Genomic DNA, 26,804 nt, shown 5'->3' on the forward strand with positions numbered 1-26,804 from the left:
AAAGACACAAAGCGCCTGATTGCAATTGCAATCAGACGCTTTGCGTTAATATATAGAGAAAAAGGAGTGGTGGCAGAATTTAAGTTTGCCTAAAAGGAGCGTTTCGTCCATCTTTACGGCAGAGAGCTCGAACTCGTTTAATTAAGCGACTGCATATTGGCCAAGTGGAGCAATGCATTGGCCAGAACATCTACGCCGCAGGCAATCTCTGCGATGCTGGTGTATTCTGCCGGATCGTGGCTGATGCCGTCTTTGCTGGGCACGAAGATCATCGCCATTGGGGCAAATTCGGCAACCAGAAGAGAGTCGTGATATGCGCCGCTGGTCATCTTGTGATAGGGGATTTGCAGGGACTGGCAGGTATCCTCCAGCACATGGAGCACTTTGGGGTCGGACATATGCGGCAGATCATCTGTATCTACGCTGTATTTTGCATCCAGATGCCGCAATTTTGCGACCACTTGGATATAATTGCAGATGTTTTTGGTCAATTCCTGCTTGGTTTCCTTGCTGATGTCCCGGATGTCGATCGTAAAACGGATCTCGCCTGCAATCACATTGGAGGCGTTGGGGAAAACCTGAATTTTGCCCACAGTTGCAACCGTGTGGGTGTTGCCGTAGGAGCGGGCCAGATGTTCCAGCTGTAGGATGATGTCCGCGGCTGCGGGGACAACGTCGTGTCGGGCGTTCATCGGAGTAGAACCGGCGTGCTTTTGTTCGCCCTTGAGTGTGACATGGATATAGGTCGGCGCGCAGATTCCGGTGACCAGCCCGATGGGGATGCCGAGCTGCTCCAGCACAGGCGCCTGTTCGATGTGCAGTTCCACACTGGCAAATACATCGCCCTTATGCTTGCGGACAGCGTCATAGTCCAGTTTGGTATATCCCAGACGTTCCAGTTCGCTGTACAGGGAGATGCCGTTATCATCATACAGCTCTTTGGTCTGTTCCAATGATAAATGACCGGCCATAGCGCGGCTGCCGATGCAACCAGTGCCGAATCGGGTGGGTTCTTCGGAGGCAAAAACCACGACCGTGATCGGGCGCTGATGCGCCTCACCCGATGCACGGATCATCCGGCAGGCTTCGATGGCGCCGATGACACCGGCCATACCATCATACATGCCTGCGTTGATCACCGTGTCGATATGCGAACCGCTCCAGACCGGTGCGGCATCCGGATCATTTCCAGCCAGCGTGCCGAAGATGTTGCCGATGGCATCTTCCTGTACGGTCATACCGGTTTGCTGCATCAAATCTTTGATATAGGAACGGGCTTTGTTCTCTTCGTCGGAAAACAGAACGCGGGTGGTACCTGCCTGTTCGGGTGCGCTGTCGAATTGGGCGAGCGTTTGCAGACCGGTGCGAATGTTGTTTTTGTCTGCTTGGGGCAGCATGGAAAATCCCTCCCATCGTGCAGTCCGGCTGTTCCGCCTGCACTGATTTTTGTCTCATTATAGCATTGCGGGAGGAGATGACACAGTGCAATCTGCCCAATTCTTGTAATATAATTCAGCAATCCGCACAAAATCATGCAATTGCTTCATTGCGATACGGGGGCGCACATGATAAAATAATAGTATCAAAAACGCATTTTGCCCCGCGGCTCTGTCGGGCAACCGGCCAGTTTCCATGCAAAACGGCTTACAGACAAAATGCGTCGCCGGAGGATCAAACGAAAGGGGATTACGGATATGGTATTGACACTGGAGCAATTCTCCGCGCAGTCGGAATGCTGCAAAATGACCTGCGTTGCAGGGTTTCGCGGGTTGCAGCGTGAAGTCAACTCGTTCAGCATTGTTGATACCCCGGAAATCATCTCGTGGTTGCGCGGCGGCGAGCTGGTAGTGGACGCGGGATTTATCACAAGCAAGCATCCGGAAATGCAGAAGACGCTGGTCGCGGAGCTGAACCGCCGCGGCTGTGCCGGTTTGGGCATCAAGCTGCATCGGTATTATGATGCGATTCCGGCCGCATTCATTGAGGCGGGCAACGAATTGGATTTTCCGGTCTTTGCCCTGCCGTATGAAGTGCGCTTTTGCGACCTTGCCTATGAAATCCACAAACAGGTGTTTGAGCAGCGGCTGACGGAGACCCAGCGCCTTTGCGAGGTATACAGCAAACTGGTGCATACGTTTTCCACCCATCAGGATCTCAATCGCACGCTGTATGACGTCAGCCGGATTTTGAACAATCCGGTCTTGCTGGCCAATGCTGGCGGGGAACTGCTCGCCATGGAGAACCTTGTGGACAATCCGGATCATTTGGCCGAGTTCTTCCAGCTTTCGTTTGGCAAACCCCTGTTCCATGCCGAGCGCATGCAGGAGATCGAGCAGTGCTGGCGCCAGAAACTGCGCACGCATCGCATGACGCTGACGGTGCAGGGCCGCACCTTGGCTGTCGTCCTTGCAGCCATCCGCACCGGGGAGCAGCTTTGGGGATTTTTTGTGGTGCCCGAATGCATGCAGCCGCTCGGCAAGGAGCAGTATCACATTCTGGAAAGCATTTGTCCGCTGCTTGCGCTGCATTTTGCATGGAATCACCTGTCGCATAACGAGCCGCAGGAGGAAACAAGTGAGTTTGTCAACAAGGTGCTGCTCTCTTCTACAACACCGCTTGAAAGCATACAGACCTTGTGCACGGTCAATGGGTTTGATTATACACGCAAGCGGGTGTGCATCAATGTCACGTTGGAGCATTTCGAAAATCTGACGTTCAGCCGGCGCAATGTGCTGCGCGATCTGCTGCAGTCCGAGTGCGACCGCCTGGCCGAGCAGCAGGGATATCTGTGTTATTGCACCTCGTTCCGAAGCTGTGTTACCATCTTTCTGCTGGCCGCGCCGCAGACCAATTCGCGCACACTGTCTGCGGATGCGCAGCAGATTGCGCAGGCGCTTGCCGCATTGCTGCTGCAATATGAAGCGCCGGTCCGGATTGGGATCAGTGATTGCAGTACGGAGCCGGAAAAAATCTCGGTGGCGTTCAGCCAGACACTCAGCTGCATTCAGATGGGCAGCCGCTTGGCGCCGGACGAGCGGCTGTATACGTTTGATGAGTACCAGATCTATTATCTGTTGTCTACCACAATGAGTGAATCGGATATCCGGGCGCTATATGAAGAGACCATCGCGCCGCTGCACCGATTTGATTTGGAAAACCAATGCAACTATGTCAACGCGTTGGAAAGCTATGTCAAGAATCGCTTCAATGTCAGCAAAACGGCGACTGAAATTCATGTGCACCGAAATACGCTGTTGTATCAGCTGGACAAGATCCGAGAGATCCTCTCTCTGGATATGGATGATTATGAAAATATGCTGAAATTGCAGATGGGCATTCATGCCATGCGTTTGTTGGAGCATCCGGAGCTGCATGCGGCGGAGCCGGACAGGGCATAAGAGGGTACTGCATGGACATTGGTGAAAATGACAGTTCGGTTTGTGCAGAGTGTTGTGCCATGCCATTGATTTTTGTGCACATTGATGTATCCATGTGGGGTGCAAATCCGTATAATAGAAAGCGTTCAAAGGGAAACGCAATGACGCGAATGAAGTCAAATTTGGCTTCATTCGCGTTTTTTTATTTGCGGCATTCCGATACAGCGCATGGCTTTGACCGCAAGGAGAATTTTTGATGCGCGCGATCGGGGAAACATGCCGTACGCGTGAAAAGCCCTTGGAGAGGGGCTCTAATAACTACTACTCTATCATGCAAAGGTGATTTTCATGAGCAAAACGCTGATCAAAAACGGAACGATCGTTACCACGTCCAACGAGTTTGTCGGCGACATTCTGATCGACGGCGAAAAGATTGCAGCGGTTGGACAGAATCTCGATGTGGCTGCTGACGAAGTGATCGATGCAAGTGGCGAATATGTTCTGCCCGGCGGCATTGATCAGCATGTGCATTTTTCCTTTACCTTCAAGGGCACTTGCACAAGAGGCTTTGAAACATCCAATGCCGCTGTGGCAGGCGGTACGACAACGGTGATCGAGTTTGTCAATCAGGTCAAGGATAAGGGACTGATCGAGTCGATCGAAAATTACCGCAAAGAAAAGGCGGACGGCATCGCAATGGCGGACTATGCGTTCCACATTGTCATGACCGACCCGCGCCCCGAAGTGATCGACGAGATTCCGTCGCTGGTCGAGGCGGGCTATCCGACCATGAAGCTGTTTATGGCATACAAAGGTCAGTTCTTCCATGCGGATGATGAAGCAATTCTGAAGGCGCTGATGAAGGCAAAGGATTGCGGCATCACCGTGATGGTGCATGCGGAGAATGCGGATGCCGTTGACATTCTGGAAAAGCGCAACATCGCGCTGGGCCATACCGAGCCGTTTGGACATGTCCTGTCCCGTCCGCCGATGGTCGAAGCGGAAGCCACGGCACGCGCCATCCACTTGGCGAAGATCGCGGAAGCGCCGATCTATATTGTACATGTCACCTGCAAGGAGGCGCTCGAGGAAGTGGCGCGCGCAAGAGAGGCAGGCCAGCGGGTATGCGGCGAAACCTGCACGCACTATCTGACGCTGGATGCTTCCAATCTGGCAAAGCCGGATTTTGAGGGCGCGAAGTATGTTTGCTCGCCGGCACTGCGCACGGCCGAACATCGGGAAGCGCTGTGGAAGGGCCTGAATTTGGGCACGATCAACGCGGTTTCGTCCGACCACTGCGGCTTTGACTGGGCGCATGACAAGCATGTTGGCATCGATGATTTCCGCAACATTCCGAACGGCGCACCCGGTCTGCAGAACCGCTTGGCTGTCCTTTGGACCTATGGCGTCGAAGCAGGCCGTATCACGCGGCAGAAGCTGGTTGATTTGTTTGCGGCATCCCCGGCGCGCAATGCCGGTTTGGATCATCGCAAAGGCTTCCTCAGCGCAGGGTATGACGCGGATATCGTCCTGTATGATCCGCGCGGCAAGTCGGTGATCACCAATGCGGATATGCTGCACGGTGTAGACTACTGCTCTTATGAAGGCATGGAGCAGATCGGCCATGTGGATAAGGTGTTCCTGCGCGGGCAGCTGGCCGTGAAGGATGGCAAGTACATCGGAGAGAAGGGACAGGGCGAATTCATTCCCCGCAAGCCCTTTGGAACGATGTATCGTTAATTCGTTTCGTATACAGGCCGGAACAGGGTTTGCTGTTCTTGCCTTTTCAGGGAGGTTTTCAACATGAGCACAGCGGAGATTTCAGCAAAAAACGTCGGCATGGTCTATCGGGACCGCAAAGGTCAGGAGATCACTGCGCTGCAGGATGTTTCTTTCGATATTGAGAAGGGGGAATTCATCTCCCTGCTGGGACCGTCCGGCTGCGGCAAAACCACACTGCTTCGCATCATCGCGGATCTGCTCGCGCCGACATCGGGTGAGATCAGCATTGGCGGCGAAACGCCCGCACAGGCGCGCAAAAAACTGAAATACGGTATGGTGTTCCAGAGCCCGGTGCTCTATGACTGGCGCACGGTGCGCGAAAATGTGCGCCTGCCGCTCCAGATCATGCACTTATCCCGCGCAGAGCAGGAGAGCCGCATCAGTGAGATGCTGGAGCTGGTCGGCCTGACCTCATTTGCAAACCATTATCCGAAGCAACTTTCCGGCGGCATGCAGCAGCGCGTCGGCATTGCGCGGGCGCTGGCCATCCAGCCGGATATCCTGCTGATGGATGAACCCTTTTCCGCATTGGATGAGTTCACCAAGGAAAAACTGCATAACGACCTGCTGCACATCTGGCGCAAAACCAACAAAACCATTGTTTTTGTCACCCACAGCATTGCCGAAGCGGTGTATCTGTCCGACCGCGTCTTCGTTCTCTCTCCGCATCCCGGCCGTCTGACGGCGATCGAACCGATCACGCTGACGCGTCCGCGGACGGACAGCATGCGCAATTCGGAGCAGTTTTTCGAATTGGTTGGCCGCATCCGGAACGATTTTGAAGGGGGATCGATCTGATATGGCAGGACGCAAAAAAACGCTGAATACCGTCTGTTGGATCATCGGCTTTTTTGTCCTGTGGGAAGCGGTGGCGGACATCATGCTGTACTTGCTGCATGATCCGAACGCAGAGAAAAAGCTGACGGCGCCCTCGCTGATTTTGCAGCAGTTTGTGGCCGATGCACCACATCTGCTGACCGAAGCAGGAATCACCTTCTCGCGGGCGGCGATCGGCTTTGCCATTGGCGCGGCATTCGCCTTCCTTCTGGCGGTATTGATGAGCTTGTCGCGTTTGATTGAGACCACGCTTTTGCCGTATCTTCTGCTCAGCCAGATGATCCCAATCCTCGGATTGGCGCCGATCATTTTCAGCCTGGTCAAAGATCTGGACACAGCGCGCATTGTCATCGCGGCGTATATGTCGTTTTTCCCGATTTCGATCAATCTGCTCAGCGGATTCAAAGCGGTCCGCACCGACCAGCAGACACTCATGTATTCCTATGCGTGCAGTAAGTGGCAGCTATACCGGTTCCTGATCCTGCCCAGTGCGCTGCCGTATCTGTTTGCCGGCATGAAGATTGCTGCGCCGCTTGCGGTCACAGCCTCCATTCTGGTGGATACGCTCAGCGTGCAGGACGGTATCGGACAAATCATTGTGTATTCTCTGGCCGGCGGCGGTGCACTGGGTGCGTTCTGGCCCGCGGTTGTGCTGGGCGCGCTGCTGGGCGTGATCTCCTATAACATTGTGACGCTCGCCGAGTTTATTCTGGTGCCTTGGGACCGCGGCGAGGCAGGAAAGGAGAAATCAGCATGAAAGCACGGACTCAAACGCTGCGGTGGCGGATGCTTTCGGTGCTGTTGCCGGTGGCTTTTCTGGTGCTGATTATCGCATTGCTGCAAACAAAGGCGATCCACCAGATTTTTGGGTTCACGACGGCGCAGCTTCCGCTGCCGACGCAGATCTGTACGCAGTTCGCACGGAATCTGGATAAAATCGTGGAAAACGGTTGGACGACCGTCTCGGTTGCGCTGCTTGGCTTGATCCTGGGTTCGTTCCTCGGATTCCTTTCTGCGGCGATCGCATCCGTTAAACCCAGAATCTTTCAGGGCATGCTGCCGCTCCTGGTCGCAATCAATTCGATCTCGGTCGTCGCGATGGCGCCGATCATGAACCGTTGGTTCGAGTCCAGCTTCTGCGCCAAAGCGGCTGTGGTCACCATTGCCTGCATCGGCGCGATGTCGGTCAATGCCTATAAGGGAATGAACGATCTGCCGGTGTTTTCACGGGATCTGATGTATTCCTATGCGGCGTCGGATTCAGTACAGTTCTTTTTCTTGCAACTGCCCAATTGTTTGCCGCGCCTGTTCGTGGGCTTGCGGACAAACGTGGTGACGGCAATGATCTCCGCCATCATCAGCGAGTTCTTTTCGACTGAGTCGCAGGGCCTGGGCTATATGATCAAGACGTCCCTCAAGATCGGCAATCAGAAGGTACTCGGCTGGGCCTATATCATTGCCGCAGCTGCGGTCAGTATTTTTATTTATTTCGTTATCACATTGATTGAGCGGCGCGCACTCAAAGAGCGCAGCCGGTGATGAAAAGGAGGAAATAAAGATGAAACACAAAAAGAGATGGCTTTCTGCGGCACTGCTCGGTGCTGTGATGTGCAGCCTGCTGACAGGCTGCGGCGGCGGAAACGATGAGACGGCACAGGCGGAAACCGCGGGAGAAGACGGCCTGACGCATCTGAGCTTGCAGCTTTCCTGGCTGCCGCAGGGCGAATTCATGGGCTATTATGTCGCGCAGTCCAAGGGTTATTATGAGGACGAGGGGCTGGAAGTCGAAATCCTGCCCGGTTCTTCCGATGTCTCCCCTGCGGAGCAGGTGGAAAACGGCGTTGTGCAGCTCGGCAACGGCTTTTACACGGATATTCTCTCCTACCGTGAAGCCGACTATGATCTGATCAACGTCGCCCAGTGGTATCAGGACAGCCCGCTATACCTTGTCTCCAAAAAGTCGGCCGGCATCAACTCTCCGGCCGATCTGAAGGGCAAGCGTATCGGCAGCTGGTTTGGCGGACAACAGTATGAAATCTATGCGCTGCTTGGCAAATACGGCATCGACCGTGATAACGACGTCGAATGGGTGCAGCAGGACTTCACGATGGATGCGTTTTACAACGATCAGCTCGATGCGGCATCTGCCATGAGCTATAACGAATATCATTTGGTTCTGGACAACGGTTACAGCGCGGACGATCTCAACGTCATCAACATGAACGATGAGGGCGTCAATATGTATGAGGATTGCCTGTTTGTTGATCGCGAATGGGCAGAGGCCAACAGCGACACCCTGACCGCTTTTATTCGTGCAACGGTCAAGGGCTGGCGGGATGCATGCGCGGATCCGGAGGAAGCCGGTCAGATTTGCTGGGATGCCGGCCAGAGCGTATCGCTCCAGCACCAGATCGATATGTGCACGGAAGCGGCCAAGGCGGTTTGCCCGGAAGACATTGGTCCGGACAAAATCGGCTGGATCGATCCCGAGGAAGCACAGAAAACGATTGACCTCGGCTGCGAATACACGTTGCTCAATGAGAAGGTGGATTATACCGAATCGGTCGATACCTCTTACTGGGAAGCTGCGGTAGCGGAATAATCGGAAAGGAAGCATGACATGAGCAGGAAGATAGCCTATGGCGAAGCGCCGCATGTTCAGTTGAGCGATCTGATGGACTATACCAAAGTTCGGACGATTCCGGTTGAATGCCGTACGCTGCGCTATGATGCAGGCGAATGGCCGGTGATTCTCGAGTTGGAAAAAGACTCTGCGCTACGCAGTCTGCTGCCGCCGATGCTTCGAAATGCTATGTTCATCTACGCTTATGTACGCGGCGGAAAAGCGGTGCAGCAGCTGTTTCACGGACATACCCGCCACGAGCGGAATGAAGCGATCCGCCTCAATGAGTTCAGCGGCGGATTTCTGATGATCGTGCGTCAGGCAGACAACAAGGAAGAACCCATCTATCTGGTTGATGCAAGCGATGTCCGGGATATGCTGCAGAATGCCCGTCATCCTTCTCCCAAGTGAGGATGCAGCAATCCGAAGGGAGACTACTTTTCAGACACTAACATGCGGGTTCCGATCCTTCGGGAACCATACTTGCGGTAAGAGGAAAGAGGCACACGGCCCATTGGACCGTGCGCCTCTTTCCCTATTTGAATAGTGTTGTATGTTTATGCGTTGGGCAAATTCCAAAGAGGTTATTGCAGGCCTATAATAAAGAGTGCCAGCGCCAGAATGGGCAAAACGATCCAGCTGATATACCGTTGTGCGATTTCCCAATCCGATGGCTCTGCCTGCTCGACATCCCGAATGCGGAAGGATAGATTCCAACGGAACAGTTCGTCTGCAAACAAAATGGAAAGTACGGTGACCGCGCAGATCAATACGCCGCCGATCCATGGCGGCCATGAACCTTTATGTGTCAACGTGGGGCCGGCCATTATCTCAAGTATGGTAGAGGCGGAAGGCTCCATGGGGTCGATCCTATCCCCGTTTTCATCGATGACAATTCCGTTGCTCCCTGTCACCGTAATTCCGAGATCGTATAAACTGTCATCCTCTCGAAACAGTGTCAAGTAATCGCTATGCTCTAATACACCTCCGCGGAACAGAACTTCATTTCCGCAGAAAAGCTCGATACCGGTCATGTATTCACGGAGTTCGTTGTCCTGAGGGATGGCGGAAGGATCTTCCTGCGCAGTATAGGGCCCATAGGTTTTGTCACCGTATTGGAACGTCACTGCCTTGTCGGCGGATACCGTAAAATGAGCCTCTGTCCCTTGGATCTTGCCGGAATAGACGGTGCTGCCATTTTCTTGATTGGGGATAAGAATTGCGTCGTGGTAGGCAAACCCTACACGGGAAATCGTCAGCGGATAGAGTACCGTAAACACGATCACGATTGCAGTCATCAGAATCAAGATTGCTTTTTGAAATCGGTTCAAAGAGCGGAGCCTTTCCATAGCGACACCTCCGTTGTGGATGGGAGTAATGGAGATGGATTTTTATTATTAATTCTATCATAAAAAAAGAAATCATCCAACTACAAAACAAGGTAGGATGTAGATAAATGCATTAGCAAATTCTATTGCATTAACGGTTGAACCTCCAACTCGCAAAAGTTCCGTAGAAAAACGAGAGTATTTGCTAGAAGTCGCATGAGTTTCGACTTTCCTGAGAGCGTTTATGAAAAAACGCGAAAGATCCCTTTCGTAATCTTTCGCGTAGTCAAATTGGCACCCCTGACCAGACTCTAACTGGTGGCCTACCGCTTAGGAGTACGGCGAACCATTTCGTAAATTGTCCATATAGTAACTTCCCTTACCATATCTTTTCAAGTTGTGATGCCCGGCGGCTGGTCAACTTGCACAATTTTCCTTGAAATACAACGGCTTACCATGGCTTTTCAAAAGTCAAATTAGCAAGAAATTAGCAAGGAGAGTTGGATAAGGCCGATTTTCCGATGGAAAATCCCGCGGGCTTCGTCAAAATGACGATGGAAAACAGGAGGTTATTATGAACACATCGAACGAAAAACGGACGCCCCAGAACAGAACTTACACCGTGGACGACATTGCATCCATTCTCGGCGTCGGCCGCACAACGGCTTATAAGCTGGCAAACTCCGGTCTCTTCAAGACTGTTCGCGTCGGCAACATGATCCGCATTTCCCGCAAGTCCTTCGAGGACTGGTTGGGCATGGAGCCGCCGGAGGATGAAATCGAATGATCGGATGCAGATGAAAAATATAAATTGGAAAAACAGAAATCCCAGACTACCCGTGGTTGGTGGTTTGGGATTTCTGCTTTTCCTGTACCGCACAGCATTGTGTCGGGCAATCAAATAAAATACAGCTTCCGGGCAGGGGAGCACCGTGCAAAAAACCGCGTGGATTATCACGCGGTTTTTTCTATATAACAAAATTCCTGGAAGGGAGGTGATACCGCTGCGCTTTGGCGCAGCAAGATGCAGCGGTCAAACCGATGGGAGAACAAAACTACAAAGAAAGGGATGAGAAAATGGAATTTTTGAAAAAACGCTTCAAGCGGGTAACTTCTATGGGGCTCGCGCTGCTGTTGGCGGTGTCAGCGTTCCCGTCTGCGGCCTTCGCCGCATCGGAAAGCACACTGGCCGAGGTCACGGCCAAGTTCCTTGACGCGGAAAACGGCAAGGAGATCACCGCGCCGGAAACCTACCGTGTCACGCATGAAGAAAAGTCGCCGCAGGAGATTGAGAACTACACCTACGTCGATTACACCGAGAGTGTCGAGTACGTCTACTCGCACAAGGACCTGACCTATATTGTCGGCTACCCGGACGAAAGTGTCCGCGCGGACGCATCTATGACCCGTGCGGAAGCCGCAACCGTGTTCTACCGTTTGTATGACGGCGATTATCCGGCGTTTCAGCGGCGTATGTCCGGCAGCACGTTTGAGGACGTACAAACCGGCCATTGGTTCTACAAGGAAGTCGAAACGCTGTACAACAGCGGTATTGTGGACGGCACGGGCGAACACAAATTCTCGCCGGACGAGCCGGTGACCCGCGCTGAGTTCGCGGTCATGGCCGCGCGTTTTGCTGGTCTGGACTATGAGGGTGGCAACGTCTTTGATGATGTTCCGGTCGGTCACTGGGCGTACAGCTATATCAATGCCGCAGCCAATGCAGGCTGGGTGGAAGGTTACCTGGACGGCAGTTTCCGGCCGGACGAGCCGATCAGCCGCGCCGAAGTTGTGCGTCTGGTAAACGGCATGATTAACCGCAGCGTAACGCTGGACAAGCTGAAAGCGCTCGGTGTCAAATGTCCGTACAACGATCTGCCCGAAACCCATTGGGGCTATTGTGACCTGATGGAAGCGACGGTTTCGCACAGTGCAGAGGAATGGCACGGCCTGTCTTACCGCGACGGCAAGTACAATATCATCATCGAGAAGTTTGTGGATGCCAGCGGTAAGGAGCTGGCCGAGACTGTGACGACGGAAGGCAAGGCCGAGACCGCACCCAAGACGATTCCGGCCTATGAGTACCGCGGCTATATCCGCACAGTCACCTATCAGTACACGAACGGTGATGCGATTCCATCCATCGAAAAGACGGTGAACGTCAAAACCGCGAACGTGGGTGATGCCTTGACCTATACGGTCAAGCTGTCCAACAATAAAGCTGCTTCGTCTGCGTGGAAAGAAGTCGTGCTGACCGATGCAAACCCGGACGGCCTGACGTTTGTAGACAGCAGCGTGTATGTCGATGGCAAGTCCGCGGAACACAGCTTCAAGGATGGCGTGCTGTCCGTGCCGGTGGGCGATATTGCCGCTGGTCAGACGGTCACGGTGACCTTCAAAGCTAAGGTGAATGCGGATATGTATAACCAGATGATCTACAACACCGCCGTTGCCGAAGGGACAAACGGCATCATCAAGGATGAGGACAGCAACGAAACTGGCAAGTATGAGGACACGGACGACGGCGTGTATATCAACAAGGGCGACACCGCGCCCTACGTCACCAAGGAAGCGGACAAGTCTTCTGCCAAGGTTGGCGATAAGTTGACCTACACAGTCACGCTCGGCAACGCGGAAGGTGCGGTCTACGAGATCGAGAACGCCGCTATGAGTGATATCATTCCGGTTGGGCTGGATTTTGTGGACGGCAGTGTGCAGCTTGATGGAGCGACAACGAAGTATTCTTTTGACACTGCAAGTCGAACCCTGACGGTGCCGCTGGACAGCATCGCCCCGGCGAAAGAAAAGACAGTCACGTTCTCTGTGACGGTCAATGATGCCGCTTACGGCCAGACGATTTACAATACGGCCATTATGACGGGCGACAATATCCCGGACACCGAGGGTAAGGACAACGGCGTTTCGGTTGGCGACGGCAAAGCCCGTCCCAGCATCGAAAAGACAGCGGACAAGGCCGCTGCCAGCGTGGGCGACAAGATCACCTACACGCTGACGCTGTCCAACAGTGAAACGGCGACTGTGCCGGTGCAGAACGCGGTGGTGAGCGATGTGCTCCCGGATGGCCTGACGTTCGAGTACGGTTCTGTTATGCTGGACGGTGTGAATACGTCGGATTACACCTATGAGCAAGGAAGCCGCCTGCTGACTGTGAATGTCGGCAGCATCGAGCCGGACACCAGCCGCACGGTATCTTTCGTGGCGACGGTCAACGAGGACGCCTACAACACCACAATCCAGAACCTTGCGACCCTGACCGCCGACAACACCGAGTCGGTGCAGGACAAGGACGACGGCGTTGTGGTCGCAGACGGCCGCACCGACCTGACGATCACCAAGTCGGTCAACACGGCGACGGCCAAGGTGGGCGACAAGCTGACCTACACGGTGCAGGTATCCAACGGCGCGGGCGCGCAGGTCAATATCCGCGATGCTAAGGTGACTGATGCTATCCCGGACGGATTGACCTTCTACGGCAATGTAACAGTGGACGGCTACTCCGCTGCCTATCAGTACGACAATGCCAGCGGCACACTGACCGTTCCGTTGGACAGCATCGCGCCCGGCCAAACCAAGACGGTCTGCTTTGATGTGCTGGTGAACAGCAATGCCTACGGTATGACGATCGAGAACACTGCGGTTGCTTCCGGCAGCAACGCGCCGGATGGTGAAGCAACAGACGAGGGCGTTACCATCGAGGAAGGTCGTGCCGATGGCCGCGCGGGCGCAAAGTCGGCTAACAAGACGACGGCGCGCGTGGGCGATACGATCACCTACACGATCACGCTGCAAAACGGCGCGTTGGCAACGGCGGACTGGACGGACGTGACCGTACTCGATGTGCTCCCCGAGGGCGTGACCTTCACGGGAAACGTCCAGAAGGACGGGCAGGCGACGACGGAATATTCCTATGACGCTGCGTTGCGTACGCTGACGCTCACGCCTTACGCGATCGCGCCGGACACGCAGGTGGTGTATACCTTTGACGTGACGGTGGACGAGGGCATGCAGGGCGAGTTCATCGTCAATACGGCGGTGCTACATGACGGCGAGGACACCACACCGCTGCCGGACGCGGGCGTGCAGATTGACGAGGGCGAAGCTGACCCGGTCGTCAGCAAGTCCGCAAATGTAGCCGAAGCCGAAGTAGGCGATATCATTGCTTACACTATTACCGTGAAAAACGGTGATAAGGCCACAGCACCTTGGCGGAACGTTGTGGCGTATGACACGCTTCCGGCTGGTGTGAAACTGGTTGGCAACGTATATCTGGACGGCAAAGTTGCACTGCACAAGCTGAGCGGCAATGCGCTGTCCGTGCTGGTGGGCGATCTCGCAGCAGGCGAGAGCATGGCCGTAACCTTTGATGTACAGGTGCTTGACGAAGCAGCCGGTACGACGCTGCAAAACAGTGTCACCGTGTCTGGTGACAACGGCAGCGGCACGGCGACCGATGACGGCGTGACCGTCCCGGAGGTGGAGCCGCAAAACCCTACTGACCCCACCGGCTTCTATATCACGAAGGACGTAGATAAGACGGTGGTGAATGTCAGCAAGGGCGCGGCCGATGAGCAGAAAATAGCGACTTTTACGATCATTGTTGGCAACAACGGCAAGGAGCCGTGGAAGAATGTCGTACTGAAAGACACGCTGGACACGTTGGTGGTGACGCCTGTATTGCAGGATAACGTCTATGTGGACGGCGTACTGAACAATAAGTGGAGCTTTGCAAACAAGGTGTTCACCTTGGAGCTGGGCGATATTGCGCCTGGCGCGTTCCACGAGGTTAAGCTGACCGTGCAGTTCAAAGCGGACGCGGGCGGCAAAACCTATGTCAACTACGCGACCGGTGCAGGCGATAACGGCAATGCGACCGGCCAGTCCCCGGAGGTTGAGATCGTCAGCGCAGTCCGCGAACCGGTGACGGATATTCATTATCAGCTATTCAATGGCTACGGCGATGGCAACTGGCGGCCGGGCGACCGCATTTCCTTGCAGGAAGCGTGCACCGTGGCGTACCGCCTGATTGCCAACGGCGGCAATACTTGGCTGGAGCGTGGCACGGTGACGGTGCCGGACTATGAGTACACCATCCCGGAGGAAGCGAAGTATTTCGTTTCCATCGGTGTGCTGCCTGCCAGTGTATTCGACACGACGCAAATGACCGAGGATACCGACTATGAGGTGAACTATGAGATCACGGATAAAGGTTATCTTCGCATTTGGGCGACGGCGGCGCAGCTGAATACGCTGGTGAAGTACGTTACGGGTGCGAACGCCGGTGTAAGCGGCGATGTGTCCCGACTGACGTTTGCCAAGGTGATCTGCCAGCTCACCGGACGCGACACCAGCCCGGATACCACGGACTACAGCGGCAATGTTCAGTATTTCCCGGACGTCACTTCGTCTGTCGATCTGGTGACCGAGGTTTCGCATGAGCATGATTATGTGCTGGATGTGGACGGCAACGAGTATTGGATTTAAGTGGAAGTAAAATAAGGAAACCCCCCGTTTTTGCAAACGGGGGATTTCAGTTGGTTGCTTATATAGAGTGTTCACCATTTTTCTGCTGTAGGGCTACCCCAATCAACCGGTCTATCTGATCTGCCATAAAAAGCGGGATGTTCAACACATCATCATCCAGTTTCAGATTATCCAGCGAGAACCGGATACGGAGTTTAACTTGATCCGGAAACAATTCTTTAAATTTCTTGAGGCTCTTGCTGGTAGTATTGGATTCGGACTTGACTTCAATGGGGAAAATATCGTTTTCACGCTGAATCAGGAAATCCACTTCATAAGGAGGATTTGTCTGTGCCCAGTATCGGGGAGTCACTTCAAACTGTGTAAGCAAAGTCTGAAGTACAAAATTTTCGGTTAACGCACCCTTGAATTCGGTAAATAACCGATTGCCCTCGCCGAAGGCGGTCGGCGCGAGCTGCGCCAGTCGGCGGAGCAGTCCCACATCTACCAGATAAATCTTAAAAGCAGAGAGGTCATCATAAGCAGACATCGGCAGGCCGGGGGCAGTGCTGCGGTAGATCTTATGCACCAGACGGGCATCTACCAGCCATTGCAAGGCATCCTCATATTCACGGGCCCGTGCCCCTTCTTTGACGACCTTGTAGATAAACTTTTTGTTTTCCCTTGCCAGCTGGGACGGTATGGACTTCCAGATCATCGAAATCTTGGGGAATTCGCTGATATTGGGGTGTTTGGCAAAGTCACGTTCATAGGCGCCAATGATCCCGGACAAGGCTTCCTGCATGGCCTCTACATCCCGTGCCTCCGTCCACATCTTGACGGGTTCGGGCATACCGCCGGTCACATAGTACATCTTCAGCTTCTCATACAGGGGGTTGAAGAAGGCATCAGGGATCGGTTCGATGGTGTTTACTGTCTCCAGATATTTTGCAAGATTCGCATCCCCGTTGGCAAGCAGGAACTCGGTAAAGGTCATGGGGTCGATCTGCATGAAGTTGACTTTGCCGACAGGGAAAGAAGAAGGCTTTGCCAAGGCAATCCCCAAGAGAGAGCCGGCGCAGGCGATGTGATACTGCGGCGCATTCTCGCAGAAATACTTCATGGAATTGATGACCTTGGGGCAGTCCTGTACCTCGTCAAAAATAATGAAGGTCTTTTCCGGCAGAATTTTCTGACCACTTGCTAGCATCAGATTCTGCAAAATCCGGTCTACATCTTTTGTGGTTTCAAAAAACTGTTTGTATTCTTCGTTTTCATCAAAGTTAAAATAAGCAGTGTTTTCGTAGTAGCGTTTGCCGAACTCTTTCAGAATCCAGGTCTTGCCCACTTGACGCACGCCTTTCAAAATCAGGGGCTTGCGATAGGGGGAATCCTTCCAGTGCAGCAGCTTGTTCAAAATCAATCGTTCCATATACGCACCACCATCACACAATTATACGAGATTTAGCGTTTTTCATCACACTTTTATTATATGCAAAAATGATGGAAAATACAAGCCGAATCACATAATTATATGCTTTGGGGGTGGTTTGGGCACATGATTCTTGATAGTCTGGGAAAATTCAAAGATGCAACTGTATCGAAAGGGGTACGGCGTACCATTTCGTAAATTGTTCATATCATATCTTCCCGTGTTGTTTCTTCGCAAATTGTGTCGTCTAGAGGTAGGACGATTTGTATAAATTCCCCCGAAATATGCTGCCTTACAACCGTTTTTCAAATGCCGTATGAGCAGGAACCCCTTGTGACAGGGGGCTTTCAGGGGCCATTTCAAAATGCTATTAGCAAGGAGGATCGTTTTATGAGCACCAACGAAAAAGGGACGCCCCAAAGCAGAACATACACCGTGAATGACATCGCAGCCATTCTCGGTATCGGCCGCGCTACAGCCTATAAGCTCGCCAACTCTGGATTGTTCAAGACGATCCGCATCTCCAGAAAGGCCTTTGAGGATTGGCTGAAGATGGAGGAAGAATAATTTATAGGAGCGTCATATATATGACGCTCCTATAATTAATACTAGATTTCGATTAATACATTATTGATAGCTCATTACAAAGTGCGTAATGTATTACCAATTCCCACCCGTTGTTTGTAAGCACTCCGGTATCGCCTTTGTGGTTCCAGCGCCACTGGAAATGTTCGCCATTCCGGTTAACATTTCCCCAAAAACCAACTCTGTAGAAATCCTCAAGAATATCTTCACATCTTTCATCCCAAAATGCCCTAGCTTTACTCCCTTTTGCTGCATTTTTCCGGATTTGCTCAGGCGTTGTAATTTTGGAACCACCTCGTAATAATCTAATCACCATTTCAATTTCTTCACTAGAGTATAGCGACTGTAATTCTTGACGTATCTCAGTAAGACTATTTTTAGAGTATTCCTTCCGCAACGTATCAAATGCCGCTTGCGTAAACGAAGTATCATTGCAATGTAGGCTATCATTTTGCGCCGCAATAAGAAGTCGAACAATATCTCGTGGCTTATTCCATCCTTGGTCAAGTATATAAGCGACGGCATCTTTCCCATGAATTTCTTTTGGAAACCAGTCATAAAATTGGGGAGATTGTTCTGGAGCAGCAATCGATATTCGCTTCATAAGTATTTTAATAATTGGATGATCCAGCGAAGTAGTATTGCTGTAATACCATCTGATAGGGGCACTATATCCATCTATTATTTTATTTAGCTCTCTGGTCTGAATAAATCGATCCATTGCGTATATGATTTCATTTCGAATGGCAGCAATAATTCTTACCTTACCATAACCATTTATTCTATGAATGGTAAATAATATATCTCGGATTAATGTCAGATCTCTTTTAAATAATTCCGAGTCGCCATAATAAGCTTCCATTTCATCAACAAAAATGTAATATGGGATGTCTGTTTTGTTAAGTTTCTGAAATAGTTGCTCACAATGCTCGACAATAGATATTAATTCTCTATAAGCAGCCTCACTTTTTGCAACTTTATCAAATTTGGCATTTGCTTCTGCAGAAAGGCCAGCGGTTTGAGATGCTTGTATAGAAACACTTAGTGATGACAAGGAAAGAACTCGTTTATCTTGAGATGAAAAGCTGATTTTATTGACCTCTTTTACAAACTTATCCCAATTATCGTCATTTTCAAATAGATTATTCGAATTTTCTTCACTGTCATCTACTATCTTTTTAAAAAATACCCATCGCCATATATGCAGGAACTCCACTTTGTTCGGCTGTATTTCCCCGCTTATGTCAATTAGTGCAGTCATTTTTTTTGCAACAGCATCCATATTGCTCTTCTTTATTTCTTCAAAATCGCTTTTGAAATAAATAAATGAAGTGCATGAAACGGGATCGCGTTGCTGAATAAGATTCTGCAAATAATATAATATGGATGTTTTTCCTACACCTTTATATCCTGAAACCAAAAATTTCCGTCCATCAAGCAGACTATCAATTGGCAATTCTGGAGGAATAATAAAACTCTCAAAAAATTTTTTGCCTTGGTTTGTAGCAATTTCGTCTTTTGCATCAGGCATTCCTGCATAAATGTCTTTTATAGAAATATTTTGCATGCTAACCCTCCATGATGAGATATTATATAATTATTTGCCCAACAACAATTAAAATTTCACCACTATTAACATACATATTATAATACCATTGTTTTCAAATTTCGGCAACAAACAATCTGTCTATAGCGGCTTCATTTTGTGCCATAGGTTTATTGCCTATGGCATTTTTTGCACCCTAAACCACCCTGAAAGGAGTTGGAAATCCCATGTATTTTCTTTTCTAATCAGCCGGAGTGTCACCGCCCATAGGTTTTCCCTCCGGGCTATCCAGACGGCATAGAGGCTGCCTTTTCTCTAAAAATCAACACTTTTTCAAACCGCCGAAAGTCCAATGGTATGAAGTCAAGCAGGTGATGCAAGAAAAAGTTTCGAGAAAACGAGAAAAAACACAGCATAGATGGCAAAAAGGCAACACCAACCAAAGCCCTGCCTCTGAGAAATTTTGAAACAGAGCCTAATTGTCAGAGTGATAAGCGATATGCTTAGCCCTCTGGCGGGATATACAGGCGGTTGTCCTTCAGCAGTCGAAAGACCAACCTAACCAGTTTTCTGGCAGTAAAAGCGAGTGCACGTTTATGCTAGTACTTGTTGACTTCTTTGAATTTGAGGTCATAGTAGCGTCGAAACTCGGAGTCGCATCTTCTCACAGAGTTGGCGGCTTCCATCAGGTAGTAGCGGAGATAGCGGTTGCCAGATTTAATCATTTGGGAATGTTCGGCCTCAAAGTTACCGGACTGGTTCTTATGCCAGACAAGACCGGCAAATTTGGCAACAGAGGCCTGGGAGTCAAAGCGTTGAATATTTCCAATTTCAGCGATGATACCAGCGGAGTAGGCCTTGCCAATGCCAGGAATAGAAGTGAGGGTGTTGGGAACGATTTCAAACTGCTGTTCAATGGCTTTGTCCAAAACTTTGACCTGTTCTTTTAATGCTCGCATAGCGGCAATCGAAACAGACATAGCCTGATTTACAGTGTCGTTCACGGTCTTGGGCAGACGGTAAGATCCTCTGGCGGCAGCTTGTACCGCTTTTGCGGTAGCGTCCGGGTCAGTGAATCTTCCTCGGCCTATTTCGGTGATAAAGGCAGTCAGTTGATCTAGATCAGCGTTTGCCAGATCGTCTACTGTCTCAAAGTGCTCCATAAGTGCAATGGTGGTGGCGCTGGTGTTCTTAATGTCCTTGTCCTGAGCCATGACAGAACATTTGAGGAATAGGTAGTTGGCAAATCTCTGCTTTTCACGGGTCAGGTTCTGAATGACATCAAATCTGGCTCTGGTAAGCGTTCTGAGTGCCTGATAGCGATAGTCGTCCATATAGACCTCCTTAGTGATTCTGCCAAAACGGAGATGGTCGGCAATCACAAAGGCGTCCACCCAGTCGTTCTTCGGCAGGTCTTGATAGACTTCCTTGAACTTTTTGACCTGCTTGGGATTGAGGACATGGATTTTTCGCTGAAACCGGCCAAGGCTGCCATCTTCCCGGAGTGCATAAACCAAGCTGTTCCCGTAGATGGAGGTGGCCTCCAGACCAATCACCACGTCACAAAGCTGCAAGGAACTGAGCGCTGACACAATTCTCTCTGACAACAATTTAGCACCGCCAAGGTTGTTCTGCATGGAGAAACTGGAATGTTTGGTGCCGTCGGGCTTCATCAAGTAGGCAACATTGTTTTTGCTGCTCACATCAATGCCAACGAATAATGGATTCATAAATTTCACCTCCCCGCATGGAGATTTCAGATCAGCAGGCTTTGAGATACCCATGATAGCCGGAGCATCTGCAACCTCGCGTATCAGAATCATTCCGGAGAAGTCCAATGCGATATCCCTTACTGCTGAAAGGGCGGCCTTACCTCCGGCAAACAGCCAATGAGTTTGCAGCTATCTTCCGGCTCAGGGGAACAGACTTACCGTGAAGCAGCCTTTCGGCTCAACTGGAGGTGGTTGAACTTGACCCTGCTGTCCTACAGCTATTGTATCACGGGCATCCTAAAGCCTGCTGTTATCTGATTATTTACTTTAAAACTTATTATACGAGGAGGTGATACCATGGCAGTATTTCGTATTGAGAAAACCCGCGACTATACGGTGATGTCCAACCACCACCTGCGCAACGTGGGGCTGTCGCTGAAATCCAAAGGGCTGCTCTCCATGATGCTCTCTTTGCCGGAGGACTGGAACTACACTACCAGAGGCTTGGCTAAAATCTGTAAGGAGGGTACGGACAGCATTGGATCAGCCTTGAAGGAGTTGGAACGGGCCGGATACATAGTCCGCAATCGGCTGCGGGACAGCAAGGGCAAGATCGTGGATGTGGAGTATGTCATCTATGAGACGCCCCATCCCCCGGACACGGGCCAGCCGTGTGAGGACGAGCCGGATACGGCTTGTCCAGATACGGAAAACCCGGATATGGATAACCCATGTCTGGAAAACCAGCCGCAATTAAATAAAGAGAAAAGAAATCCTGAAGAACAAAATACTGATTCATCAAGTACAGAAGGATCAAATCCTATCCAATCAAGCCCCCAAACCCCCGTAGGGGCCAAACGGACCGGACGGGACTGGATGCGGGAGCGAGAGAGTTATCGGGAACTGATTTTGGAGAACATCGAGTATGACATCCTCGTACAGAATGAGCGCCTGGACCGTGACCGTCTGGATGAACTGGTGGAGCTCATGGTGGACACAGTCTGCTCCCACCGGGAGATGATTCGCATTGCCGGGGACGACTATCCGGTGGAGGTGGTCAAATCCCGGTTCCTGAAACTGAACAGCTCCCACATCGAGTATGTGCTGGACCGTATGCGGGAGAACACCACCTATGTCCGCAACATCAAGAAATATCTGCTGGCTGCCCTGTATAACGCCCCGGCCACCATCGACAGCTACTATGCGTCCCTGGTAAACCACGATCTGTACGGCAGCGGAGAAAGGAGATGATGACTTATGCAGGAAGAAGTCACCCAGCGCACCGTTGCCCTCTGTGTGGAGGCCACCAAGCTCTCCGCCGGAATGCTGCAACAGACCATGAAAAAAGTGCTGGACGAGATGCAGAAAGGAGTGACCGGCCACAAGACCAAGCTGCACCACGGCAAGCAGACCCTCCGGCAACTTATGAAGCACAACACCGGCGTTTCCAACATTGAGATCACCGACCAGAACATCCGGGCCTTTTCCGCCACCGCCAAGAAGTACGGCATTGACTTAGCGCTGAAAAAGGACACCAGCGGCGAGATACCCCGCTACCTGGTGTTCTTCAAGGGCCGGGATGCCGACGTCATCACGGCGGCCTTCCGGGAGTTCTCTGCAAAGAATCTGGCGAAAGAGAAAAAGCCCTCCATCCGTAGGGAGCTGGACCGGGCAAAGCAGCAGGCCAAAGCCCAGCACCGCCAGCGGGAGAAGGTCAAGACCAAAGACCGGGGTGTGGAATTATGACCGCTACCTGGAAAAAAGTCCTCATCCTCAACCTCCCGTATCTGCTGTTTGTGTATCTCTTTGATAAGCTCTGCCAAGCGGTACGCCTCGCGCCCGGCCTTGACGCCTCTGAAAAGTTCCTGCATTTGAGTCAGGGCTTTACGGAGGCGTTTTCTTCTGGGCTGCCCAGCCTGCATCCGCTGGACCTGCTGGTGGGCATCGCGGGGGCGGTCATCGTCCGGCTGGCGGTCTACGCCAAAGGAAAAAACGCCCACAAATACCGCAAGGGCATTGAGTACGGCAGCGCCCGATGGGGCACGGCAGTGGATATTGCCCCCTATGTCGATCCGGTCCCTGACTGGAACATCCCTCTGACCCAGACGGAAAAGCTCACCATGTCCAGCCGCCCGAAAAATCCCAAGTACGCCCGGAACAAAAACATTCTGGTCATCGGCGGCAGTGGCAGCGGCAAGACCCGCTTTTTCGTCAAGCCCTCCCTCATGCAGATGCACAGTTCCTATGTGGTCACCGATCCCAAAGGACAGCTTTTGTCGGAGGTAGGGACCATGCTGAGGCGGGGCGCCCCCAAGCTGGACGAGAACGGAAAGCCCATGCGGGACACCCGCGGGAAGGTCATCTATGAGCCGTACCGCATCAAGGTCCTCAACACCATCAACTTCAAAAAGAGCATGAAATACAATCCCTTCGCCTATATCCGCAGCGAAAAAGATATTTTGAAGCTGGTCAATGTCATCATTGCCAACACCAAAGGCGACGGAGAAAAATCCTCGGAAGATTTTTGGGTGAAGGCCGAGCGCCTTTTGTACTGCGCTCTGATCGGGTACATCTGGTACGAGGCGGAGCCGGAGGAGCGAAACTTCCTCACGCTGCTGGAGCTCATCAACGCATCGGAGGCCAGAGAGGACGACGAGGAATTTCAGTCACCCGTGGATATTCTGTTTGCCAAGTTGGAGAAGGAACACCCGGACCACTTCGCCGTGAAGCAGTACCGCAAATTCAAATTGGCTGCCGGCAAGACCCTGAAATCCATCCTGATTAGCTGCGGCGCCCGCCTTGCCCCCTTCGATATTGCGGAGCTGCGGGAGATCATGTCGGACGACGAACTGGAGCTGGACACCCTGGGCGACCGGAAAACGGCGCTGTTCCTCATTATGAGCGACACGGACACCACCTTCAACTTCGTCATTGCCATGCTGCAAAGTCAACTATTCAACCTCCTTTGCGACAAGGCGGACGACGTGTACGGCGGCAGGCTGCCCGTCCATGTGCGGTGTCTCCTGGACGAGTTCGCCAATATCGGGCAGATACCCAATTTTGACAAGCTGATTGCCACCATCCGGAGCCGGGAAATCTCGGCTTCTACTATTTTGCAGTCCCAAAGCCAGTTAAAGACCATCTACAAGGACGCCGCAGATACCATTGTGGGCAACTGCGACACCACCTTGTTTTTGGGAGGCAAGGAGAAATCCACCCTGAAAGAAATCTCGGAGCTGCTGGGCAAGGAGACCATCGACAGCGTGGGTCAATCCGAGAACCGGGGCAGCCAGATTTCCCATGGCCTCAACTATCAGAAATTAGGAAAGGATGTGCCATACTTGTTCGTGAAGAGTTCAGTTGCCTTGAATTTATCATGAACAGGGACACGATCAACTGGATTCTAAAAAAACTGAATACAGGAGGTCAAACATGGAGCATTTACCAAAGGAAATCCATCAAAACGGCATCAGCTACACGCTGATGGGAGACTACTACATTCCTGACCTGAAGTTACCGGAGGAAAGCCGCCCCATCGGGCGGTGGGGTAGGATGCACAAGGCGTTTCTGCAAGAACACCGCCCCAGCCAGTACAATGAACTGCTTCTGTCGGGAAAACTCTGGACGTATCTTGCCGATCTGAACGGGCAGGCCGATGACCGGCTGGCGCGTATTATCTCGCAGATGCAGACAGCAGAGGGCGTCACCGAGGAACTGAAAGCCCGTGACCAGCTTGCCTGGGTCGGAGCCATGAACAGCATCCGCATCCGGGCAGAGGAAATCATCGTGGCAGATATGATTTTGGTCTGAAAGAGGTGGGGCGCATGATTCTGGAAGAAATATATAACGGCAGGTTTTATCCCTGTGAAACGGTGGTCGCTGATTCCCCGGAGTACAAACGGGCGATCAAAGCCAGTTCAGACCTGATGGAGACATTATCTGAGCGGCTGAGCAAGGAGGACTATAAACTGGTCGAGGAACTGCGAGAGCAGGTGTCGATAGCCCAGTGCGAGGAAAACGAAAGCCACTTCAAATACGGCTTTTCAGCTGGGTTACTTGTCCAGCAGGAGGCCCATGAACAGGTGCAGCGGGGCGAAAATAAATAGTCCCTGTTGTATAGCGCAAAAACATGAAAGCCATTCACTTTTTACGGTGGATGGCTTTTTTGTTACCTGCGTTTCTTACGCTTGGGCGCATAGTACGGCTGTGGCTTGGCCTTCCCTCTCATGTTGTTGGGATTTTTGAGCATCTTGGACAGGCTCAGAATCCGAAGGAATGCCGAGAAGTCCTCCGAGGAGATCTTCTCGAAGGGTATCTGCATCCTGTCGCAAAATTCGTGGATTACCATTTCCTCCTGGCTGCCCTGTTCGAGTGCCTGCTCAAACTTTTTCTTCACATCATCCAGCGTGGGCTGCGGGTCGGCAGTGGTTTTGTCTTTGAGATGTGCCTCCCGAATATCCCGAACGATGCTGTCCATGTCATCGTGTATGACGTGGCTGTAAAAGTCGCTTTCCTGCACCTGACCCAGCTCCAGTGTCCGCACATAGAGGTCATCTTCTCTGGGCGCATATTTGCTGAGGACGGTCTGCCGGGTGGCCTCCATCACCAGATTCATCTGCTCCACCCGCATATTGGCGATCCGGTCGATACAGATTTCCATATCCACCATCAGTCGCCGGAAGTTTGGGTGCGTAGCCAGTTCGCAGAGAAGTCGGTTGTTGATCCTGCCGCTGCTCAAAAGTTCAACCATATCGTCACTCAGATGCAGAGCCTGAAGGTCTGTGTTTGGGTGATTTTTATTTTCGGACAGCCCCATCAGATAATCGGTGGACACGCCGTAAAATTCCGCCAGCGTAGCAATCGCAAACGGGCTGATGTCCTTATAATCATCGCTTTCATATTTTCCCAACGCCGATCTGGACAGACCGGTCTGCTCCGCAAGCTGTTCCAGTGTCAGGTGCTTGTCCATCACCCGCAGGTCTTTGAGCCGCTCCGGGATTGACAGCTTTGTGTACATTCAATGCCCCCTCTCATTATCGTTTTTTCAATGAATACACCCATTATAGCACGATTCCATAAGCGTGGAAATATGCGGATTTCGAGCATTTTTCCAACGTCTTGGACATACGGGAGCAGTCCCCTTTTTTCGATAGAATGGTTCTTGCAAACAGGCACTGAACCTTGAAAATTGAATGACCGGCTGCAAGGGATATGACCTCCGGGGAAGTGACGCCATGACAAGAATCGAGCGCACCAAAGAGGCCGATACGCCGGGAGAAATTCCGGGCAGGAGCGTCTTGCAGGCAGACCGGCGGACAGAAACAAGTTTATCATGCGGGGCGCATGACACCGCAGCAAAGAAATGGAGGAACATCATTATGAAACTGAGTATGAAGGAAAAGAAGATTCTCTATGCTTTCGCCTGTCCCAGCCACCACAACACGGTGACACGCCTGAAATGGCTGACGGCCCTGACGGTTGACCCAGAGGCCAAACGCCGGATGCTGGGTCTGGCTCGGAAGATGGAGGCAAAGGTGGATGAAAACTGGTACGAGGGTTTTTACCATCATCTGCGCATGGAGATGGACGAGTATCGCCGTCTCAAGCGTAGCCTGCGTGTGCTAAAATCTTACACCGATTATGAGGAGGATTTGTATGACGATGCTGTCTAAGTATGAGAAAGAAACCATCATCAACTGGAACGAGGCGGAGAACCTTGCCAGCATCTATACCTTTAACGCCAGCTTGAAACGCAGGCTGGCCGATTTCAGCCGGAAGTATCCGCTGCTGTGCCGGTTGGAGCGCAGCACGCCGGAGGGCAGCGTGACCTATGTGCTGGACAAGTCCCGGCTGTCGATCCGGCTCATCCCGCCGTACAGCGAGGAACGAAAAGCCGCTGCCAGCGCCTACGCCAAAGAGCATGGCTTTCAGGTGGTGACGACAGAAGAAAAAATAGCCTGAAATGGGGTGATTACGGCGAAAATGCCGGGTCTGCACCCGGTGTTTAGAACGTCAATCCCCGCAGGCGTATTCCGTATCCACTTCCTGCTGATAGGCGTAAATGTGTGGATGCGGAGCCGGTGAAGCTGGCGGAAACCGCT

The 26,804-nt window shown here is 52.0% G+C and carries 23 protein-coding genes and 1 pseudogene; 18 read left to right on the plus strand and 6 right to left on the minus strand.

The window, feature by feature from the left end; genetic code table 11:
• Positions 1–137: 137 nt before the first annotated feature.
• Positions 138–1,397, minus strand: coding sequence for a M20 family metallo-hydrolase (locus EJL02_RS12510; RefSeq protein WP_125116700.1), 1,260 nt, complete (start codon positions 1,395–1,397; stop codon positions 138–140).
• Positions 1,398–1,694: 297 nt separating this feature from the next.
• On the opposite strand from EJL02_RS12510, the gene EJL02_RS12515 reads away from it, so the two are divergent.
• From EJL02_RS12515 to EJL02_RS12550, 8 genes are all read left to right on the plus strand, one after another.
• The gene (locus EJL02_RS12515; RefSeq protein WP_164510419.1) at positions 1,695–3,398 is read left to right on the plus strand and encodes a PucR family transcriptional regulator; all 1,704 of its coding nucleotides are present in this window, start codon (positions 1,695–1,697) and stop codon (positions 3,396–3,398) included.
• A gap of 11 nt (positions 3,399–3,409) precedes the next feature.
• Positions 3,410–3,634: a hypothetical protein gene (locus tag EJL02_RS12520; protein WP_125116702.1), complete on the plus strand. Its 225-nt coding sequence runs from the start codon at positions 3,410–3,412 to the stop codon at positions 3,632–3,634.
• Between the two features lie 91 nt (positions 3,635–3,725).
• A complete protein-coding gene (gene hydA / locus EJL02_RS12525) occupies positions 3,726–5,117 on the plus strand; it encodes a dihydropyrimidinase (RefSeq protein ID WP_125116703.1) in 1,392 nt (463 codons plus the stop codon).
• Between the two features lie 63 nt (positions 5,118–5,180).
• Positions 5,181–5,957, plus strand: coding sequence for an ABC transporter ATP-binding protein (locus EJL02_RS12530; protein WP_125116704.1), 777 nt, complete (start codon positions 5,181–5,183; stop codon positions 5,955–5,957).
• 1 nt (position 5,958) lies between these two features.
• On the plus strand, positions 5,959–6,753 hold the full coding sequence (locus EJL02_RS12535; RefSeq protein WP_125116705.1) for an ABC transporter permease: 795 nt from the start codon (positions 5,959–5,961) through the stop codon (positions 6,751–6,753).
• Positions 6,750–7,535: an ABC transporter permease gene (locus tag EJL02_RS12540; protein ID WP_125116706.1), complete on the plus strand. Its 786-nt coding sequence runs from the start codon at positions 6,750–6,752 to the stop codon at positions 7,533–7,535. The genes EJL02_RS12535 and EJL02_RS12540 overlap by 4 nt, the downstream gene beginning before the upstream one ends.
• A 19-nt stretch (positions 7,536–7,554) precedes the next feature.
• Entirely contained in the window at positions 7,555–8,598 is a 1,044-nt protein-coding gene (locus EJL02_RS12545) for an ABC transporter substrate-binding protein (RefSeq protein ID WP_125116707.1), read from the plus strand.
• A gap of 18 nt (positions 8,599–8,616) precedes the next feature.
• Entirely contained in the window at positions 8,617–9,030 is a 414-nt protein-coding gene (locus EJL02_RS12550; protein ID WP_125116708.1) for a hypothetical protein, read from the plus strand.
• A 173-nt stretch (positions 9,031–9,203) separates the two neighbouring features.
• Here EJL02_RS12550 and EJL02_RS12555 read toward each other — a convergent pair whose 3' ends face one another.
• Positions 9,204–9,968, minus strand: coding sequence for a hypothetical protein (locus EJL02_RS12555; protein ID WP_125116709.1), 765 nt, complete (start codon positions 9,966–9,968; stop codon positions 9,204–9,206).
• A 553-nt stretch (positions 9,969–10,521) separates the two neighbouring features.
• Between EJL02_RS12555 and EJL02_RS12560 the strand changes: the two genes are divergently transcribed.
• Both EJL02_RS12560 and EJL02_RS12565 read left to right on the plus strand, forming a co-directional pair.
• Positions 10,522–10,734, plus strand: a complete 213-nt coding sequence (locus EJL02_RS12560; RefSeq protein ID WP_125116710.1) for a helix-turn-helix domain-containing protein — start codon at positions 10,522–10,524, stop codon at positions 10,732–10,734.
• Positions 10,735–11,024: 290 nt separating this feature from the next.
• On the plus strand, positions 11,025–15,449 hold the full coding sequence (locus EJL02_RS12565; protein ID WP_164510420.1) for an S-layer homology domain-containing protein: 4,425 nt from the start codon (positions 11,025–11,027) through the stop codon (positions 15,447–15,449).
• Between the two features lie 58 nt (positions 15,450–15,507).
• Here EJL02_RS12565 and EJL02_RS12570 read toward each other — a convergent pair whose 3' ends face one another.
• Positions 15,508–16,860: an ATP-binding protein gene (locus EJL02_RS12570; RefSeq protein WP_125116712.1), complete on the minus strand. Its 1,353-nt coding sequence runs from the start codon at positions 16,858–16,860 to the stop codon at positions 15,508–15,510.
• Between the two features lie 390 nt (positions 16,861–17,250).
• Here EJL02_RS12570 and EJL02_RS12575 point away from each other — a divergent pair, with 390 nt between their 5' ends.
• Positions 17,251–17,427: a helix-turn-helix domain-containing protein gene (locus EJL02_RS12575; protein ID WP_125116713.1), complete on the plus strand. Its 177-nt coding sequence runs from the start codon at positions 17,251–17,253 to the stop codon at positions 17,425–17,427.
• Between the two features lie 52 nt (positions 17,428–17,479).
• On the opposite strand, the gene EJL02_RS12580 is transcribed toward EJL02_RS12575, so the two are convergent.
• Together EJL02_RS12580 and EJL02_RS12585 are read right to left on the minus strand one after the other, a co-directional pair.
• Positions 17,480–19,012 carry a P-loop ATPase, Sll1717 family gene (locus EJL02_RS12580; protein ID WP_125116714.1) on the minus strand — a complete coding sequence of 511 codons (1,533 nt, stop codon included), beginning with the start codon at positions 19,010–19,012 and terminating at the stop codon, positions 17,480–17,482.
• A 578-nt stretch (positions 19,013–19,590) separates the two neighbouring features.
• The gene (locus EJL02_RS12585; RefSeq protein WP_243114486.1) at positions 19,591–20,721 is read right to left on the minus strand and encodes an IS110 family transposase; all 1,131 of its coding nucleotides are present in this window, start codon (positions 20,719–20,721) and stop codon (positions 19,591–19,593) included.
• 339 nt (positions 20,722–21,060) lie between these two features.
• On the opposite strand from EJL02_RS12585, the gene EJL02_RS12590 reads away from it, so the two are divergent.
• The 5 genes and pseudogenes from EJL02_RS12590 (at position 21,061) to EJL02_RS12610 (ending at position 24,809) form a co-directional block, all read left to right on the plus strand.
• On the plus strand, positions 21,061–21,954 hold the full coding sequence (locus tag EJL02_RS12590; protein WP_125116715.1) for a DUF6017 domain-containing protein: 894 nt from the start codon (positions 21,061–21,063) through the stop codon (positions 21,952–21,954).
• A 6-nt stretch (positions 21,955–21,960) separates the two neighbouring features.
• Positions 21,961–22,449, plus strand: a complete 489-nt coding sequence (locus EJL02_RS12595) for a PcfB family protein (RefSeq protein ID WP_125116716.1) — start codon at positions 21,961–21,963, stop codon at positions 22,447–22,449.
• Positions 22,446–24,038 (plus strand): annotated as a pseudogene (locus tag EJL02_RS12600) (VirD4-like conjugal transfer protein, CD1115 family); the annotation flags it as partial. The gene EJL02_RS12595 and the pseudogene EJL02_RS12600, both read left to right, overlap by 4 nt.
• Before the next feature lie 97 nt (positions 24,039–24,135).
• Entirely contained in the window at positions 24,136–24,513 is a 378-nt protein-coding gene (locus tag EJL02_RS12605) for a TnpV protein (protein ID WP_125116717.1), read from the plus strand.
• 14 nt (positions 24,514–24,527) lie between these two features.
• A complete protein-coding gene (locus EJL02_RS12610; protein ID WP_125116718.1) occupies positions 24,528–24,809 on the plus strand; it encodes a DUF6809 family protein in 282 nt (93 codons plus the stop codon).
• 62 nt (positions 24,810–24,871) lie between these two features.
• On the opposite strand, the gene EJL02_RS12615 is transcribed toward EJL02_RS12610, so the two are convergent.
• Positions 24,872–25,720: a helix-turn-helix domain-containing protein gene (locus tag EJL02_RS12615; RefSeq protein WP_125116719.1), complete on the minus strand. Its 849-nt coding sequence runs from the start codon at positions 25,718–25,720 to the stop codon at positions 24,872–24,874.
• A 361-nt stretch (positions 25,721–26,081) separates the two neighbouring features.
• Here EJL02_RS12615 and EJL02_RS12620 point away from each other — a divergent pair, with 361 nt between their 5' ends.
• On the plus strand, positions 26,082–26,375 hold the full coding sequence (locus EJL02_RS12620) for a hypothetical protein (RefSeq protein ID WP_125116720.1): 294 nt from the start codon (positions 26,082–26,084) through the stop codon (positions 26,373–26,375).
• Positions 26,359–26,664 carry a molecular chaperone gene (locus EJL02_RS12625; RefSeq protein WP_125116721.1) on the plus strand — a complete coding sequence of 102 codons (306 nt, stop codon included), beginning with the start codon at positions 26,359–26,361 and terminating at the stop codon, positions 26,662–26,664. Before EJL02_RS12620 ends, EJL02_RS12625 begins: the two co-directional genes overlap by 17 nt.
• Positions 26,665–26,804: the final 140 nt, after the last annotated feature.

This window comes from Agathobaculum sp. Marseille-P7918 (genome assembly GCF_900625105.1).
Classification (GTDB): Bacteria; Bacillota; Clostridia; order Oscillospirales; family Butyricicoccaceae; genus Agathobaculum.